The organism is Pseudomonas extremorientalis (genome assembly GCF_024584605.1).
Classification (GTDB): Bacteria; Pseudomonadota; Gammaproteobacteria; order Pseudomonadales; family Pseudomonadaceae; genus Aquipseudomonas; species Aquipseudomonas extremorientalis.
In genome coordinates this window covers 864,143-878,915 of sequence record NZ_CP089519.1, presented here as the reverse complement: position 1 = coordinate 878,915, position 14,773 = coordinate 864,143, and the positions used below count along the sequence as shown (strand labels likewise).

Below are 14,773 nucleotides of genomic sequence, written 5' to 3'. Positions count from 1 at the left end.
TACCCCAAGGACAACAGATCATTCTCAAAATGAACGGAGTTCAGCGCGTGTTTTCGATTTCCCGCCGTCAACTGTCGGTGATTGCCACAGCCTTCACCCTGGCTGCCTGCCATACCCCGGTCAACCAACAGCCTCCGGCACCGGAGCTGGGTTCCGGCTATCGCACCGACCTCACTACTCAACACGCCGAGCGCCATATGGCCGCGGCGGCCAACCCGCTGGCAGCCGAATCCGGACGCGAGATGCTGCGCATGGGCGGTTCGGCAATAGATGCGGCGATTGCAATGCAGGCCGTGTTGACGCTGGTGGAGCCGCAGTCCTCCGGCATCGGCGGCGGCGCGTTCATCATGGTGTGGGACGGGAAAAACGTACACGCGTATGACGGCCGTGAAACCGCGCCGGCCGGGGCCACCGAGCGTTTGTTCCTGAGGGGCGACGGCACGCCGATGGCGTTTCCAGAAGCGCAAATTGGTGGACGCTCAGTCGGTACGCCTGGAGTACTGCGCGCGCTCGAAATGGCGCACAAGAAGACCGGCCGGTTGCACTGGGCCACGCTGTTCGAGCCGGCGATCCGCCTGGCGGAACAGGGCTTTGCGATTTCGCCACGCCTGCATAGCCTGATCGCGGCTGACCGTAACATCCCGCAGTCACCGGATATGGCGGCGTATTTCCTGAATGCCGATGGCACACCAAAAGCCACCGGTACCGTGTTGAAAAACCCGGCGCTGGCCAATGTGTTCAAACGCATCGCCAAGGAAGGCCCGGACGCGCTGTACCAAGGGCCGATTGCCGATGAGATCGCGCGCAAGGTGCAAGGCCATCGCAACGCGGGCAGCCTGTCCCAGGCAGACCTCAAAGGCTATACAGCCAAGGAGCGCCCCCCACTGTGCACCGATTACAAGCAGTGGAAAGTCTGCGGCATGCCACCGCCGTCGTCGGGCGGGATCGCCGTCGCGCAAATCCTGGGCACCTTGCAGGCGCTGCAAACCAACGACATCGCAGCGATGCCGCCGGTAAAAAGCGCATCGCCTGCCGGCCATGAACCAACGCCCGACGCCGTACACCTGCTGGCCGAAGCCGGTCGCCTGGCCTTTGCTGATCGCGGGCTCTACGTCGCTGACGCAGACTTTGTACCCGTGCCTGTCGCGGGCCTCGTCGCACCGGAGTACCTGGCCAAGCGCGCCGCGTTGATCGGCGAGCGCAGCATGGGCATCGCCAAACCGGGCGTGCCGGCGGGTATCCAGGTGGCCTATGCGCCGGACCGCTCGCCGTTGCGCATCTCCACCTCACAAGTGGTGGCGGTGGATGACCAGGGTGGCGCCGTGTCGATGACCACCACGGTTGAGGCGGCATTTGGCTCCCATCTGATGGTCCAGGGTTTCTTGCTCAACAACCAGATGACCGACTTCTCGTTTATCCCCGAGGAAAATGGCCAGCCGGTGGCCAACCGCGTCGAGCCCGGCAAGCGTCCACGCTCGGCCATGGCGCCGACGCTGGTGTTCGACCGCAACAGCGGCGAGTTGCTGGCCACGGTCGGCTCGCCCGGCGGCTCGCAAATCATCGAGTACGTCAGCAAGTCCCTGGTGGCGATGCTTGACTGGAAACTTGACCCGCAAGCGGCCATCAGCCTGCCGAACTTCGGCAGTCGCAATGGTGCCACCGAGCTGGAGGCCGGCCTGTTCAGTCCTGCACTGAAACAGGCCCTCAAGGACAGAGGCCATGCCCTGAGCGAGATCGATATGACCAGCGGCATCCAGGCCATCGTTCGCATGCGGGATGCCCAGGGCAAAGTGTCGCTCAGTGGCGGCGCCGACCCTCGGCGTGAAGGCAAAGCGGTCGGCGACTGAACACTTCAAACATCGGAGAAAGCGCTCGTGCAACAGGCAGATAATCTCGGCGCCATCCCAGGCGTCGACCACGGTTTTTGTTCGATCAATGATCCGCTGCGCCCCGATGGGGTGTTCATCTGCAAGCAGGTGCATAGCGCCTCAGTGATCGAGTGGCAAGCCGACCAGGTGCCCAATACCGTTGAAGCGGACGGGGTGTGCACAGGTGAGCACAAGCCCATCGCGGTGATCACCGCTGACTGCCTGCCCCTTCTGATTGCCGCGCAGAACGGCAAAAAGGTCGCTGCGGTGCATGGAGGATGGAAGGGGCTGCAAAGCGGGATCATCGCCAATGCAATCAAGCGTTTTACCGACGAAGGGATTGCAGTCGACCAGTTGCGCGTGGCGATCGGACCGTCGATCAAACCGTGTTGCTATGAGGTGAGCGAGGGGTTTGTTGCGCAGTTCCAGGCTGACCAGGGGCACCTGTGGTCAACCGGGCGGGCGCCGTGGAGCGCAGCGCAACCCGCACCGTTATTGCCCGCGCAAATTGCACCGCCCCACGCCAGGCAAGCAGCAAGCGCGTGGTTTGACTTGAGCGGGTATGGCGTGATGTTGCTGCAAGCGGCCGGCATCCGGCGTGAACAAATCGAGGTGAGTGAGGTGTGCACTTACTGCACCTCCCCCACCTTTGCCAGCTACCGCCGAAGGACGCATCACCCGGAGGAAGTGAAGACACTGATTTATTCGTGGATTGCTCGCATCACCGACTGATCTTCAACCCCTTGCGCCCCGCATGCCGCTCCAGCGCCAGCTCGATCAGGCGGCTCACCAGTTCGCTGTAGCTCATGCCCGCCGCCTGCCACAGCTTGGGGTACATGCTGATGCGGGTGAAGCCGGGCAGTGAGTTGATTTCGTTGATCAACACTTCGCCATCGTCGGTAAGGAACACATCGACCCGTGCCAGGCCGGAACAGCCCAGCACCTCGAAAGCCTCAATGGCCAACCGGCGAATACGCTCGCTGGCGTCATGACTGATATCGGCCGGCACCACCACCTGGGCGGCCTGGTCGTCGATGTACTTGCTGTCGTAGGAATAGAAACCGCTGCTCACCACAATCTCGCCGCAACCACTGGCGATGGGGTGATCATTGCCCAGCACGGCGCATTCGATTTCGCGGCCTTTTACCGCCGATTCGACCAGCACTTTTTCATCGAAGCCCAGGGCCAGTTCAACGGCAGCATGGTACTCGGCTTCGTCGCCGACTTTGCTCACGCCCACCGATGAGCCTTGGTTGGCAGGTTTGACGAACATCGGCAGGCCGAGCGTGTTCACCGCGGCCTCAAACGAAGTACGCGCCGCATTGCTGCGGGTCAGGGTGATGAATGGGGTGACGGCAATCCCGGCATCGCGCAGCAAGCGCTTGCTGATGTCCTTGTCCATGCACACTGCCGAGCCGAGTACGTCAGAGCCCACGAAAGGCAAGTCGGCCATGCGCAACAGGCCTTGCAGGCAACCATCTTCGCCGAGGGTGCCGTGGACAATGGGGAAGATCACGTCGACATGTTCCAGCAGGCCGCTGCCGGAAGTCTCCACCAATTGCTGGCTGGCCTTGCCGGGCACCACCGCCAGTTCGCGGTTGGACTGGTTGAGGGCGATCAACGCCGGGTTTTCCTGGTTGAGCAGGAAGTTCGAGGTGTCGTTGAGGTGCCAATGGCCGGCCTTGTCGATACCGATCAACACCGGCTCGAAACGCGAGCGGTCGAGCGCATCGACGATATTGCGCGCCGATTGCAACGACACTTCGTGCTCAGCCGAACGACCACCAAAAATAATTCCTACCCGCACCTTGCCCATGACCCGACCTCACTGTTGAACGTAAGGCTTCTTACCACGGGCCGTCAGCGATTCGCTACCAGATGTGCACCGAACAACACATAGCAGCCACCAGCAAAGCGGTCGAGCCACTTGCGCGATCGGCTGTAGAGCGTGGCCATGCGTTCGCTGGAAAACACCAGTGCCACGCTGGAATACCAACTGAACGACAAGGTGGCCATGGTGATTACCGCCAGGGTCAGCAGCATCGGCGACGGCGAAGGCGGCATGGTTGACGCGAAGATGGTGGCAACAAACAAAGCGGCCTTGGGGTTGGACAGATTACCCAGCAACCCCAGGCGCCACGCGGAAAACAGCGAGCGCCGGGCGTCGTCCGGCAGCACGTTCTGGCTCATGTTCGGTGAAGACCGCTTGAACAGTTTCAACCCGAGGTAGATCAGGTAGCAGCCGCCGATGATCTTGAACGCCAGGTACAGCATCGGTGCCGCCGTAAACAGCGACTTGATGCCCAGGCCACCCGCCAGGCCCCACATGATCGTACCCGTGGCCACTCCGGCCGATGCCACCACACCATGACGGCGCGAACAGCTGGCGGCCAGTTGCGCCGTGTTGAAAAAATTGGGGCCAGGCGTGACCACCGCGACGGTCCACAGCAAGGCCAGGGAAACCAGGGGCGTCACATAGGCCGGGTTGAGAAAATCCATGGTGGGCAGCTCCATCAGCGCGAGGCACGAGCGACGATCATAGGCCTCTGCCCTACCCTGCACAATCGTACAAGACCCCGGCAGACAAGGGATGCAGACTGGGTTAACGTATTTCCCTCTCTTTTTTGTGACCCCTTACCATGGGCAAACCCACCGCCACCCTCGACTGGTTGCACCGCGCGCCCCATGCCAGTGGCCTGGACCGTATCGAGGCATACTTTGCCGGCTTTGCCTTCGACCCGCATCGCCACGACACTTACGCCATCGGGCGTACGTTGACGGGCGTGCAGAGCTTTCACTACCGCGGCGACATGATCCACAGCGTGCCGGGCACAACCATGGTGCTTCACCCCGATGAAACCCACGACGGCCACGCCGGCAGTGAAGAGGGCTTCAAATACCGGATGATTTACGTAGAGCCGTCGCTGATCCAGCAGATTCTCGGCGGCAAGCCGTTGCCGTTTATGCCGGGCGGCCTGTCCACCGACCCCAGGCTGTTGCGCGCCAGCGAAGTGCTGCTGCAGAACCTGGACAACCCCATCGACCCATTGCAGGAACAGGACGCCCTGTTCGACCTGGCCCATGCGCTGAACAACGTCTCGGGCGGGATCATCAGCCGCAAGACTTTCGACTACGTGGCCGCCGAGCGCGCCCGGGAGTTCATCCACAGTGCGCTGGGCCGCAGCATCACCCTGGATGACATGGCCGACCACGCCGGCCGTGACCGCTGGGCCTTGTCGCGGGATTTTCGCCTGCTGTTCGGCACCAGCCCCTATCGCTACCTGACCATGCGCCGCCTGGACCTGGTGCGCAGCCTGCTGGCCCAGGGCCAATCGCTGGTGGACGCGGCGATGACGGCCGGCTTCACCGACCAGAGCCACATGACCCGGCAGTTTCGCAGCACCTACGGCATGCCGCCGTCGCGCTGGGTGAAGATGCTCGGGCGCTGACTAGGCTTAGAGCGCGTGCCCATCAATCGGCTGGCCGATGGTGAGAAAATGCCCGCCCGCCACATGGTGCAAGGTGCGCAGTTCATCATGCCCTTCGAAGTGCCAGCGGCCGTCGCTGAATACGCGTTCGTCGGCATAGGCCGCGACCACTTCGCCGAGGAACAGGTCGTAGGTCTGCTGATTATGCGGCTCGGGCAGCAGGCGGCATTCCAGCCAGGCCACGCAACCCTCCAGCAGCGGCACGTCGATATGTTCACCGCTGAACGTGTGCAAGCCGTAGGCGGCAAATTTATCCATGTCGGCACCCGTGGTGTTACCCACGGTTTGCACAAGGTCGGCCTGGCTCGCGCAAGGCACCTGCAACACAAAGGTGCCGGCGCCTTCCAGCAGTTGGCGGGTCCAGGTGGCCTTGTCCAGCACCACCGCTACCTTCGGCGGTTCGAAATCCAGCGGCATGGCCCAGGCCGCGGCCATGATATTGCGCTGGCCGTTGTGCGCGGCGCTCACCAGCACCGTAGGGCCGTGGTTGAGCAAGCGGTAGGCCTTGGACAGCGGGACGGGGCGACGGTGGGTAGGGCTCATGGACAGTCGACTCTTGATACCAGAAAGCCCCTACGATACCTGAAGCCCTAAGCTCAACTCGACAGTTGGTTGGCGAACTGGCCCACCGCGCTGACCACCTTCTGCGCCCCGTCCTGGATCTCCACGATCACCGTGCCCGCTTCGGCAGCCAGCGCCAGGCCCTGTTCGGCTTGCAGGCGACCGTCGGTCATCAGGGCGACCGCGTCGCGGGCCATGTCCTGGTTCTGACGGACCACGCCGACAATCTCCTCAGTGGCCTTGCTGGTGCGCGAGGCCAACTGCCGAACTTCATCGGCGACCACCGCAAAACCACGACCTTGTTCGCCGGCACGCGCCGCTTCGATGGCGGCGTTGAGCGCCAGCAGGTTGGTCTGCTCGGCAATGCCGCTGATGGTCTTGACGATGGTGCCGATCACTTGGGATTGGGCGTTGAGCGCCTCGATACCGTCACCGGCCTGTTGCATGTGCCTGGCCAGGTCGCGCATCACATCCACCGCCTGGGTCACCACGGTGGTGCCGCGCTGGGCGCTGTTGTCGGTTTGCAGCGAGGTGCTGTAGGCAATGTTCGCCGCGTCGGCGACCGCCTGTTCCTGGTTGACCTGGTCGGTGATCACCGTGGCGAACTTGACCACTTTGTACAATCGGTCATTGGCGTCCAGCACCGGGTTGTAGGTCGCCTCCAGCCACACCACGCGGCCATGGCTGTCGACCCGTTTGAAGCGTGCCGCGACGAACTCACCGGCGTTCAAGCGCTTCCAGAAGTCCTGGTACTCGGTGCTGTTGTATTCCTCCGGCTCGCAGAATATCCGGTGATGTTTGCCCTGGATCTGCGCCAGGCTGTAACCCATGCCCCCGAGGAAACGGTCATTGGCGCTCAGCACGTGCCCGCCGAGGTCGAACTCGATCACGGCGGTAGAACGCACCAGCGCGTTCATGAGGTTTTCATGCTCGCGGGAAGCCTCGATGGTGCGGGTGAGGTCGCTGGAATAAATCGAAAAATGCTTGATGCGCCCATCGGAGCTGCGCACCGGTTGCAGAATCGAGCGCAGCCAGGCTTCCTGGCCATTGCCCCGCATCAGGCGCACGGTGCCGGCGAAATGCTCGCCGCGCACCAGGGCGTTCTTGAAGCGTTGCTGGAACTCATCCCTGCGCACGTGGGCCGGCTCCAGGTCTTCGATCGCACGCCCCAGCAGTTGGCCACTCTGGTAGGCCAGCTCCTGCAGGAAGTTGGCATTGGCCCATTCCACCCGGCCTTCGGCGTCCAGCGTCAGGCACAGCATTTCACTTTCCAGGCTCTCCTTGACCTGATTCAAGCTGGACAACTCTTCGCGAAGAGCCGACAGCTCCTGCTTCAAACGGGTGTTGAACATGGGGCACCGAGGATCAAATGAGGGAGATGAATCCGACCTGCATCGGCGCTGCCGGCATTTTCTTAAGCGAGCTTGAGGCCCTCGCCCAAGTATTTTTTCGGCCACATCAGCTGCCGTTGTTTCGGCACACGCCCATCACTTGATACTCAAGGGTCTTGAGCTTGCCGCTGGAGTCTTCATAGGTCATGCGCGACGGCACCGCGTTGCACGAGCGGATCGGCGGCGTGACGTTGACCACCTTGGCGATGTCCAGCTTCATGCCGTAGCGATAGGCCTGCACCTCGGGCGCCGGCTTGCCCTTTTTGGCGGCGTAGTCGGCCATGGCTTTTTCATTACGCTCCATCATCAGTGCGAACGTACGGTCCCCCCCACCTTCGGCCAACGCACCGAACGACAGGATGACGGTTAAAACACCCAGCGCGACTTTATGAAACTTCATGATTAGTTCCTCGACTGAAAGATTCAGTGCGCAGACTAACCAACTGACCCTGACGCAAACTTCACCAGAACATTACTTATTTGTTAGATAAGTGTGAGTTTCCAGAATTGTAATCTTTGTACCACTTCTTCGTTATCTGCGGTTTGCAACTATCAGCCCGGGCCAGATCAATAAGAACGCCCACTCTCATAAGAAGCTGAAACTGCCAAGCACCAGGAGCGAACCATGCGTATCCGTCACTACAGCCTTCCCCTTTCACTGTGCGCCGCTTTCCCGCTGGCCGCCGTGGCCGTGGAGGACCCGCCCGAGGGCTTTATCGAAGGCAGCCGCTTCAATGTGCTGGCGCGTAATTTTTACTTCAACCGCGATGATCGCAAAGGCCAGTCCAGCCCCACCGGCAATGGCTATTCAGAGGCCTGGGCACAGGGTTTGATCGGCCGCTTCGAATCTGGTTTTACCCAAGGCACCGTGGGCTTTGGCGTGGATGCGTTCGCCATGGTCGGCATAAAGCTGGACTCGGGCACCGGCCGCAGCGGCGGCAAAGGCTCGTTCGGCGTGCTGCCGGTGGACAGCGAAAACCACCCCGAGGACACCTACAGTAAAGTCGGCGGCGCCGCAAAACTGCGCATGCTGGATACCGTCATCAAGGCCGGCGACGTCTTCCCGCTGACCCCCGTCGTGGCCTACGGCGATTCACGCGTGTTGCCGGAAAGTTTTCGTGGCGTGACCGCACAGAACACCAGCCTCGAGGGCCTGACCCTGCAAGGCGGGCGCTTGAGCGGCATGAGCCAACCGAGCGAAAGCGGCATGAACAAAGGCTTCGCGACCTTTTACGCAGGCCCGGTCGACTCGCCCTGGGTCGGTTATTTCGGCGGTGATTACACCGTCAACCAACACCTCAGCGTCAGCCTCTACGGCAGCCGCTTGAAAGATGCCTGGGACCAGTACTACGTCGGCAGCGTCGTCAGCTATCCGCTGGGTGAAGACGTCTCGCTGTTCGGCGACGTCAACTACTACAAGGCGGTGGACGAGGGCCGGAAAAAGCTCGGTGAATTCGATAACGCCATCTGGAGCGCCCGGCTCGGGGTGAAGGTCGGCGCCCACAGCCTGGCCCTCTCCCACCAGCGCAACAACGGCGATGACGACTTCGACTACCTGCGCCAGTCCGACTCGATCTTCCTCAACAACTCGATCCAGTACAGCGACTTCAACTCGCCCAAGGAACGCTCATGGATGGTGCGCTATGACCTGGACATGCAGGCATTCGGCATCCCCGGCCTGTCGTTCATGACCCGCTACGGCAAAGGCACTGGCGCCGATTACAGCAACGCCAACGCGGTGTACATGCGTCGCGATGCAGCCGGCGCCCCACTGACCGACCAACGCCGCTGGGAGCGGGATATCGAGGCCAAATATGTGGTGCAAAGTGGAAACTTGAAGGATTTATCACTGCGGTTGCGCCAGGCGACCGTGCGCTCAAGTGCATTCGAGTCGGACTTGGAAGAAGTTCGGCTGATTATCGAGTACCCCATTGCGGTGCTTTAAGGTAGGCCAATTACATTCACTTGCCGATGCGCTACATCTCTTCACAGGTTGAAGTCTGTCAGAACTGTAATATTGGTCTCACCTTCTCGTTAAGTTGCACTTTCTACACTGCACACCGAACACCTCTCATCTCTGCGGCTTTCGTGTAGCTCCTTTGGAACAGAGATGAATTTTTGCGCCCCGGTCGGGGCGTTTTTTTGTGTGCAGGCTCAGTGACGAATCGTCGCACCTGTCTGACATGGCTTGACCCTAAAGCTACTTCACGGCCCAGAGTTTTCCTACAGCCTCCCCCGCCTCGCCATGAGGCCATGCCCTTTTCGTTTTCTTTGAAGGTAACTCCCCATGCGTATCCTTGTGGTTGAGGACGAGCAAAAAACCGCCGACTACCTGCAGCAAGGCCTGACCGAAAGCGGTTATGTCGTCGATTGCGCCGCCAGCGGCATCGATGGCCTGCACCTGGCCCGGCAGCACAGCTACGAATTGGTGATCCTTGATGTGAACCTGCCCAACACCGACGGTTGGGAAGTGCTGGAGCAACTGCGCCGCGACGGCAATCAGCGCGTGATGATGCTGACCGCACGCGGTCGGCTGGCCGACAAGATCAAGGGCCTGGACATGGGCGCCGATGATTACCTGGTCAAACCCTTTGAGTTTCCCGAACTGCTCGCTCGCGTGCGTACGTTGCTACGGCGCAGCGAGCACATCCCGGTGCCGGACGTGCTGCGCGTCTCGGACCTGGAACTGGACCCGCGCCGGCATCGCGCCTACCGCGGCAACCGCCGGATCGACCTGACCACCAAGGAGTTCGCCCTGCTGCATGTGCTGATGCGCCAGTCCGGCGAGGTGATGACCCGCACGCAGATCATCTCGCTGGTGTGGGACATGAACTTTGACTGCGACACCAATGTGGTGGAGGTCTCCATCAGCCGCCTGCGCGCCAAGGTCGATGACCAGAGCGAGGTGAAGTTGATCCACACCATTCGCGGCGTGGGGTATGTGCTGGAGGCGCGGCCATGAAGACCAGCAGCCTGTCGATGCGCCTGGGGTTGACCGTCAGCCTGATGGGCGCCGGGCTGGTTGTGCTGCTGGCAACCCTGGCGTACCTGGCCCTGACCCACGAGTTGGACAAGCTCGCGCGCAAGGGCCTGGAAAACAAAATGGAGCAACTGGCCCATACCCTCGGCCAAGGCCTCGATGAACACCGCATCACCAACCGCCCCCATTCACTGCTGGACCTGGTGATGGGCCACGACAATATCTACCTGACCATCATCGGCGCACGGCCCGATGCACCGGTACTCCTCAGCGTCGGCGCCAGGCCCCAGCAACCGCTGTTGCTCGACGTGCCCACCGGCAAGAACCTGGCCTATTTGAACTGGGTCGATGGCCAGGGCAATCGTATACTCAGTGCGACGCGCCTGATGCCCCTGCAAGGGGGCGAATACGTACGCGTGTTGTTGTCGCTGGACCGTTCCGATGATGAAGCGTTGCTCAGTGCCTACCTGCGCTCCACGGTAATCGCCCTGCCGATGCTGCTGATCCTGATCGGCATGGGCGCCTGGTGGCTGGTGCAACGCGGGCTTGCGCCCTTGCAGCAGTTCAGCCGGGTGGCGGCCAAGGTCAGCACCCAGGACCTGACCCATCGCCTGGCCCTGGACAACCTGCCCAAGGAACTCGGCGAATTGGCCCAGGGCATCAATTTCATGCTGCATCGCCTGGACGCCGGGGTGCAGCAGCTGTCGCAGTTCTCCGACGACCTGGCCCACGAACTGCGCGCCCCGCTGACCAACCTGATGGGCAAGGCCCAGGTGACCCTGTCCCGCGAGCGGCCTTCGGCGGAGTACAAGGCCGGCCTGGAATCCTGTACCGAGGAAATGGAGCGTCTGTCGCGCATCGTCTCCGACATGTTGTTCCTCGCCCAGGTCAGCCACCCGGCAGCACGGGCCGGGTTTGCCCCGGTGTCGCTGGCCGAGGAAGCGCAACGGGTGATGGCACTGTTCGCGCTCAGCGCCGAAGACAAGCACTTGACCCTGAGCCTGCGCGGCGATGCCTGGGTAACGGGCGACCGCTTGATGATCCAGCGCGCCATTTCCAACCTGCTGTCCAATGCCATCCGCCACACCCCCTGCGACTCCAGCGTGTTGCTACTGGTGGAAAGCTACGACCGGAGCGTGGCGCTGTCGGTCGGCAACCCTGGGCGCGGTATCGAGGCCCATCACTTGCCCCACCTGTTCGAACGTTTCTACCGCGCCGACAGCAGCCGTACCCGCGCGGAAGGCGGCACCGGCCTCGGCCTGGCGATTGTGCAGTCGATCATGCACCTGCATCAGGGGCACGCCGAGGTCAGCAGCCAGCCGGGCCGGTTCACACGGTTCAGCCTAGTGTTTCCTCTTCCTTGCGATGGGCCCACTGATACAGCGCGGGCAGTACCAGCAGGGTCAGCACCGTCGAGGAAATGATCCCGCCGATCACCACCGTCGCCAGCGGCCGCTGCACTTCGGCGCCGGTGCCGGTGGCGAGTGCCATGGGGATAAACCCGAGAGACGCCACCAACGCCGTCATCAACACCGGGCGCAACCGGGTCAGCGCGCCTTCATTGATCGCCATCGACAACGAGCGCCCTTCCTCACGCAGGTTGCGGATAAAGGCGATCATCACCAGGCCGTTCAGCACCGCCACGCCGGACAAGGCGATAAAGCCCACCCCCGCCGAGATCGACAGCGGAATATCCCGCAGCCACAGCGCCATGATCCCACCGGTCAAGGCGAACGGAATCCCGGTGAACACCAGCAGGCCGTCCTTCAGGTTGTTGAACATCATGAACAACAGGCCGAACACCAGCAGCAATGCCACCGGCACCACGATGCGCAGGCGCTCGGAGGCTTCCTTCAACTGTTCGAACTGGCCGCCCCAGGTGGTCCAGTAGCCCGCCGGTACTTTCACCTGGGCGATCAAGGCAGCCTCGGCCTCCTCGACAAACGAGCCGATATCCCGCCCCCGCACGTTGGCGCTGACGATCACCAGGCGCTTGCCATTCTCGCGGCTGATCTGGTTCGGGCCGAGCACCAGGTCCAGGCTGGCGACCTGGGACAAGGCGATAAACCCCAACTGGCCAGCCGCGTTACCCGGCACCGGAATCAACAGCCGAGACAGCCCGTCGATATCGGTGCGCAACGCGTCGGACAAACGCACGACCATGTCGAAACGCCGGTCACCTTCATACAACGTACCGGCCTGGCGCCCACCGACAGCGACAGCAATAGTGTCCTGCACATCGCCCACATTCAGGCCAAAGCGCGCAGCCTTGTCGCGGTCGATATTGATGGTCAGCACCGGCAGGCCGGACGTCTGCTCAACCTTCACTTCCGAGGCGCCATCAAGCTTCTGCAACGTCTCGGCGATTTCCCCGGCGGTGGTGTTGAGCACGCCCATGTCATCGCCGAACACCTTCACCGCCACATCACTGCGCACCCCGGAAATCAGTTCGTTGAAGCGCAGTTGGATCGGCTGCGACAACTCGTATGCACTGCCTGGCACAATCGCACTGGCACGCTGGATATCAGCGATTAACGCTTCCCGGGACTTCTTCGGGTCGGGCCATTGGTCCTTCGGCTTGAGCATCACGTAGCTGTCGGAAATATTTGGCGGCATCGGGTCTGAGGCAATTTCCGCGGTGCCGGTACGCGCAAACACCCGCTGGATTTCCGGCACCTGGGCCATCAAGGTTTTTTCCAGTTGCTGCTGCATCTGCACCGATTGCGTCAGGCTGGTGCCGGGCACGCGCAAGGCCTGCTGGGCGAAGTCGCCTTCACTGAGGCTGGGGATAAACTCGCTGCCCATGCGGCTGGCAACAACGCCGGAGGCGACGATGGTCAACACGGCCAAGCCGAACACCAGCGGTCGGCGCGCCATCACCCAGTCCAGCACCGGTGCGTAGACCCGGCGCGCGGTGCGCATCACACCATTCTCTTCTTCCTTGACCTTGCCAGTGACGAACAGCGCAATCGCCGCCGGCACGAAAGTCACCGACAGGATCATCGCGCCCAACAGGGCGATCACCACGGTAAACGCCATCGGGTGGAACATCTTCCCGGCCACCCCGGTGAGGGCGAAGATCGGCAGGTACACGACCATGATGATCAGTTGCCCGAAGATCAGCGCCCGCCGCGCTTCCTTCGCCGCCGCGAACACCTCATGCAGGCGTTCGCTGCGGGTCAGCAGGCGACCATGACGCTGTTGCGCGTGGGCCAGGCGGCGGATGGCGTTCTCGACGATCACCACTGCGCCATCGACGATAATGCCGAAGTCCAGCGCGCCGAGGCTCATCAAGTTGGCACTGACCTTGTTGGTGAACATTCCGGTAAAGGTGAACAGCATCGCCAGGGGAATCACCATGGCCGTGATCAGCGCAGCGCGGATATTACCGAGGAACAGGAACAGCACCGCGACCACCAGCAACGCACCTTCGAAGAGGTTTTTCTTCACGGTGGCGATGGCTTTTTCGACCAGGTGGGTGCGGTCGTAGACCGTGACCGCCACCACGCCTTCGGGCAGCGAGCGGTTGATCTCTTCGAGTTTTTCCGCCACAGCCTGGGATACGCTGCGGCTGTTTTCGCCGATCAACATGAACACCGTGCCGAGCACGACTTCACGGCCGTTTTCGGTGGCGGCGCCGGTGCGCAGTTCGCGGCCGATCTCGACCTGGGCCACATTGCGCACGCGAATCGGTGTGCCGTCCGAGCTGGTGATAACGATGTTGGCGATGTCATCGATGGACGCCAACTGGCCCGGTGCACGGATCAACAGTTGCTCGCCACTGCGCTCGATATAGCCGGCGCCGACGTTGGCATTGTTGCGCTCCAGCGCCGTGACCAGGTCATTCAGCGTAAGGTTGTAGGCCGCCAGGCGCTTGGGGTCGGGGGCAATCTGGTACTCCTTGGCGAAGCCACCAATGGTGTTGATCTCGGCCACGCCCGGCACGTTGCGCAGTTGTGGCTTGATGATCCAGTCCTGGATGACCCGCAGGTCGGTGGGCGTGTAAGGCGTGCCATCGTCTTTGCGTGCGCCGTCCTCGGCCTCGACGGTCCACAGGAAAATTTCCCCGAGGCCGGTGGAAATCGGCCCCATGGCCGTTTCGATGCCGCTGGGCAATTGTTCGCGGGCCACTTGCAGGCGCTCGTTGACCAGTTGGCGGGCGAAGAACAGGTCGGTGCCGTCCTTGAAGATCACCGTTACCTGGGACAACCCGGAGCGCGACAACGAACGGGTTTGCTGCAACCCGGGTAAACCGGCCATGGCGGTCTCAATGGGGAAGGTGATGCGCTGTTCGGTTTCCAGCGGTGAATACCCGGCCGCCGCCGAGTTGATCTGCACCTGTACGTTGGTGATGTCGGGCACCGCGTCGATGGGCAATTTCTGATAGCTGGCGATGCCGACACCGGCCATCAACAGCACCGCCAGCAGCACGATGATGCGCTGCTCGATGGCAAATTGGATAAGGCGCTCAAACATGGGGAATCA

At 62.0% G+C, this 14,773-nt stretch carries 11 protein-coding genes and 2 pseudogenes; 6 read left to right on the top strand and 7 right to left on the bottom strand.

Annotated features, from left to right (window positions below; all coding sequences use genetic code 11):
* Positions 1–29 precede the first annotated feature (29 nt).
* Entirely contained in the window at positions 30–1,847 is a 1,818-nt protein-coding gene (ggt, locus tag LUU92_RS03720) for a gamma-glutamyltransferase (protein WP_257103183.1), read from the top strand.
* A 27-nt stretch (positions 1,848–1,874) separates the two neighbouring features.
* Positions 1,875–2,600: a peptidoglycan editing factor PgeF gene (gene pgeF, locus LUU92_RS03715; protein ID WP_257103182.1), complete on the top strand. Its 726-nt coding sequence runs from the start codon at positions 1,875–1,877 to the stop codon at positions 2,598–2,600.
* On the opposite strand, the gene ddlA is transcribed toward pgeF, so the two are convergent.
* Together ddlA and LUU92_RS03705 are read right to left on the bottom strand one after the other, a co-directional pair.
* Positions 2,590–3,684 carry a D-alanine--D-alanine ligase gene (gene ddlA / locus LUU92_RS03710; protein WP_257103181.1) on the bottom strand — a complete coding sequence of 365 codons (1,095 nt, stop codon included), beginning with the start codon at positions 3,682–3,684 and terminating at the stop codon, positions 2,590–2,592. The genes pgeF and ddlA overlap by 11 nt on opposite strands.
* A gap of 44 nt (positions 3,685–3,728) precedes the next feature.
* Positions 3,729–4,367 carry a LysE family translocator gene (locus LUU92_RS03705; RefSeq protein WP_092240541.1) on the bottom strand — a complete coding sequence of 213 codons (639 nt, stop codon included), beginning with the start codon at positions 4,365–4,367 and terminating at the stop codon, positions 3,729–3,731.
* 140 nt (positions 4,368–4,507) lie between these two features.
* Between LUU92_RS03705 and LUU92_RS03700 the strand changes: the two genes are divergently transcribed.
* Entirely contained in the window at positions 4,508–5,317 is an 810-nt protein-coding gene (locus LUU92_RS03700; RefSeq protein ID WP_257103180.1) for an AraC family transcriptional regulator, read from the top strand.
* Positions 5,318–5,323: 6 nt separating this feature from the next.
* Here LUU92_RS03700 and LUU92_RS03695 read toward each other — a convergent pair whose 3' ends face one another.
* The 4 genes and pseudogenes from LUU92_RS03695 to LUU92_RS03685 form a co-directional block, all read right to left on the bottom strand.
* On the bottom strand, positions 5,324–5,899 hold the full coding sequence (locus LUU92_RS03695; protein ID WP_257103179.1) for a flavin reductase family protein: 576 nt from the start codon (positions 5,897–5,899) through the stop codon (positions 5,324–5,326).
* 53 nt (positions 5,900–5,952) lie between these two features.
* A pseudogene (locus LUU92_RS29110) lies at positions 5,953–6,384 on the bottom strand (methyl-accepting chemotaxis protein); the annotation flags it as partial.
* Between the two features lie 108 nt (positions 6,385–6,492).
* Positions 6,493–7,179: pseudogene (locus LUU92_RS29105) on the bottom strand (PAS domain-containing protein); the annotation flags it as partial.
* Positions 7,180–7,375: 196 nt separating this feature from the next.
* Positions 7,376–7,708, bottom strand: coding sequence for a DUF2790 domain-containing protein (locus LUU92_RS03685; RefSeq protein WP_257103177.1), 333 nt, complete (start codon positions 7,706–7,708; stop codon positions 7,376–7,378).
* 225 nt (positions 7,709–7,933) lie between these two features.
* On the opposite strand from LUU92_RS03685, the gene LUU92_RS03680 reads away from it, so the two are divergent.
* The 3 genes from LUU92_RS03680 (at position 7,934) to LUU92_RS03670 (ending at position 11,712) form a co-directional block, all read left to right on the top strand.
* The gene (locus LUU92_RS03680) at positions 7,934–9,253 is read left to right on the top strand and encodes an OprD family porin (protein WP_257103176.1); all 1,320 of its coding nucleotides are present in this window, start codon (positions 7,934–7,936) and stop codon (positions 9,251–9,253) included.
* 342 nt (positions 9,254–9,595) lie between these two features.
* A complete protein-coding gene (locus tag LUU92_RS03675) occupies positions 9,596–10,270 on the top strand; it encodes a heavy metal response regulator transcription factor (protein WP_071490997.1) in 675 nt (224 codons plus the stop codon).
* Positions 10,267–11,712: a heavy metal sensor histidine kinase gene (locus tag LUU92_RS03670; RefSeq protein WP_071490996.1), complete on the top strand. Its 1,446-nt coding sequence runs from the start codon at positions 10,267–10,269 to the stop codon at positions 11,710–11,712. Before LUU92_RS03675 ends, LUU92_RS03670 begins: the two co-directional genes overlap by 4 nt.
* Here the strand turns inward: LUU92_RS03670 and LUU92_RS03665 are convergent.
* The gene (locus LUU92_RS03665) at positions 11,627–14,764 is read right to left on the bottom strand and encodes a CusA/CzcA family heavy metal efflux RND transporter (RefSeq protein ID WP_071490995.1); all 3,138 of its coding nucleotides are present in this window, start codon (positions 14,762–14,764) and stop codon (positions 11,627–11,629) included. The genes LUU92_RS03670 and LUU92_RS03665 overlap by 86 nt on opposite strands.
* Between the last annotated feature and the right edge of the window lie 9 nt (positions 14,765–14,773).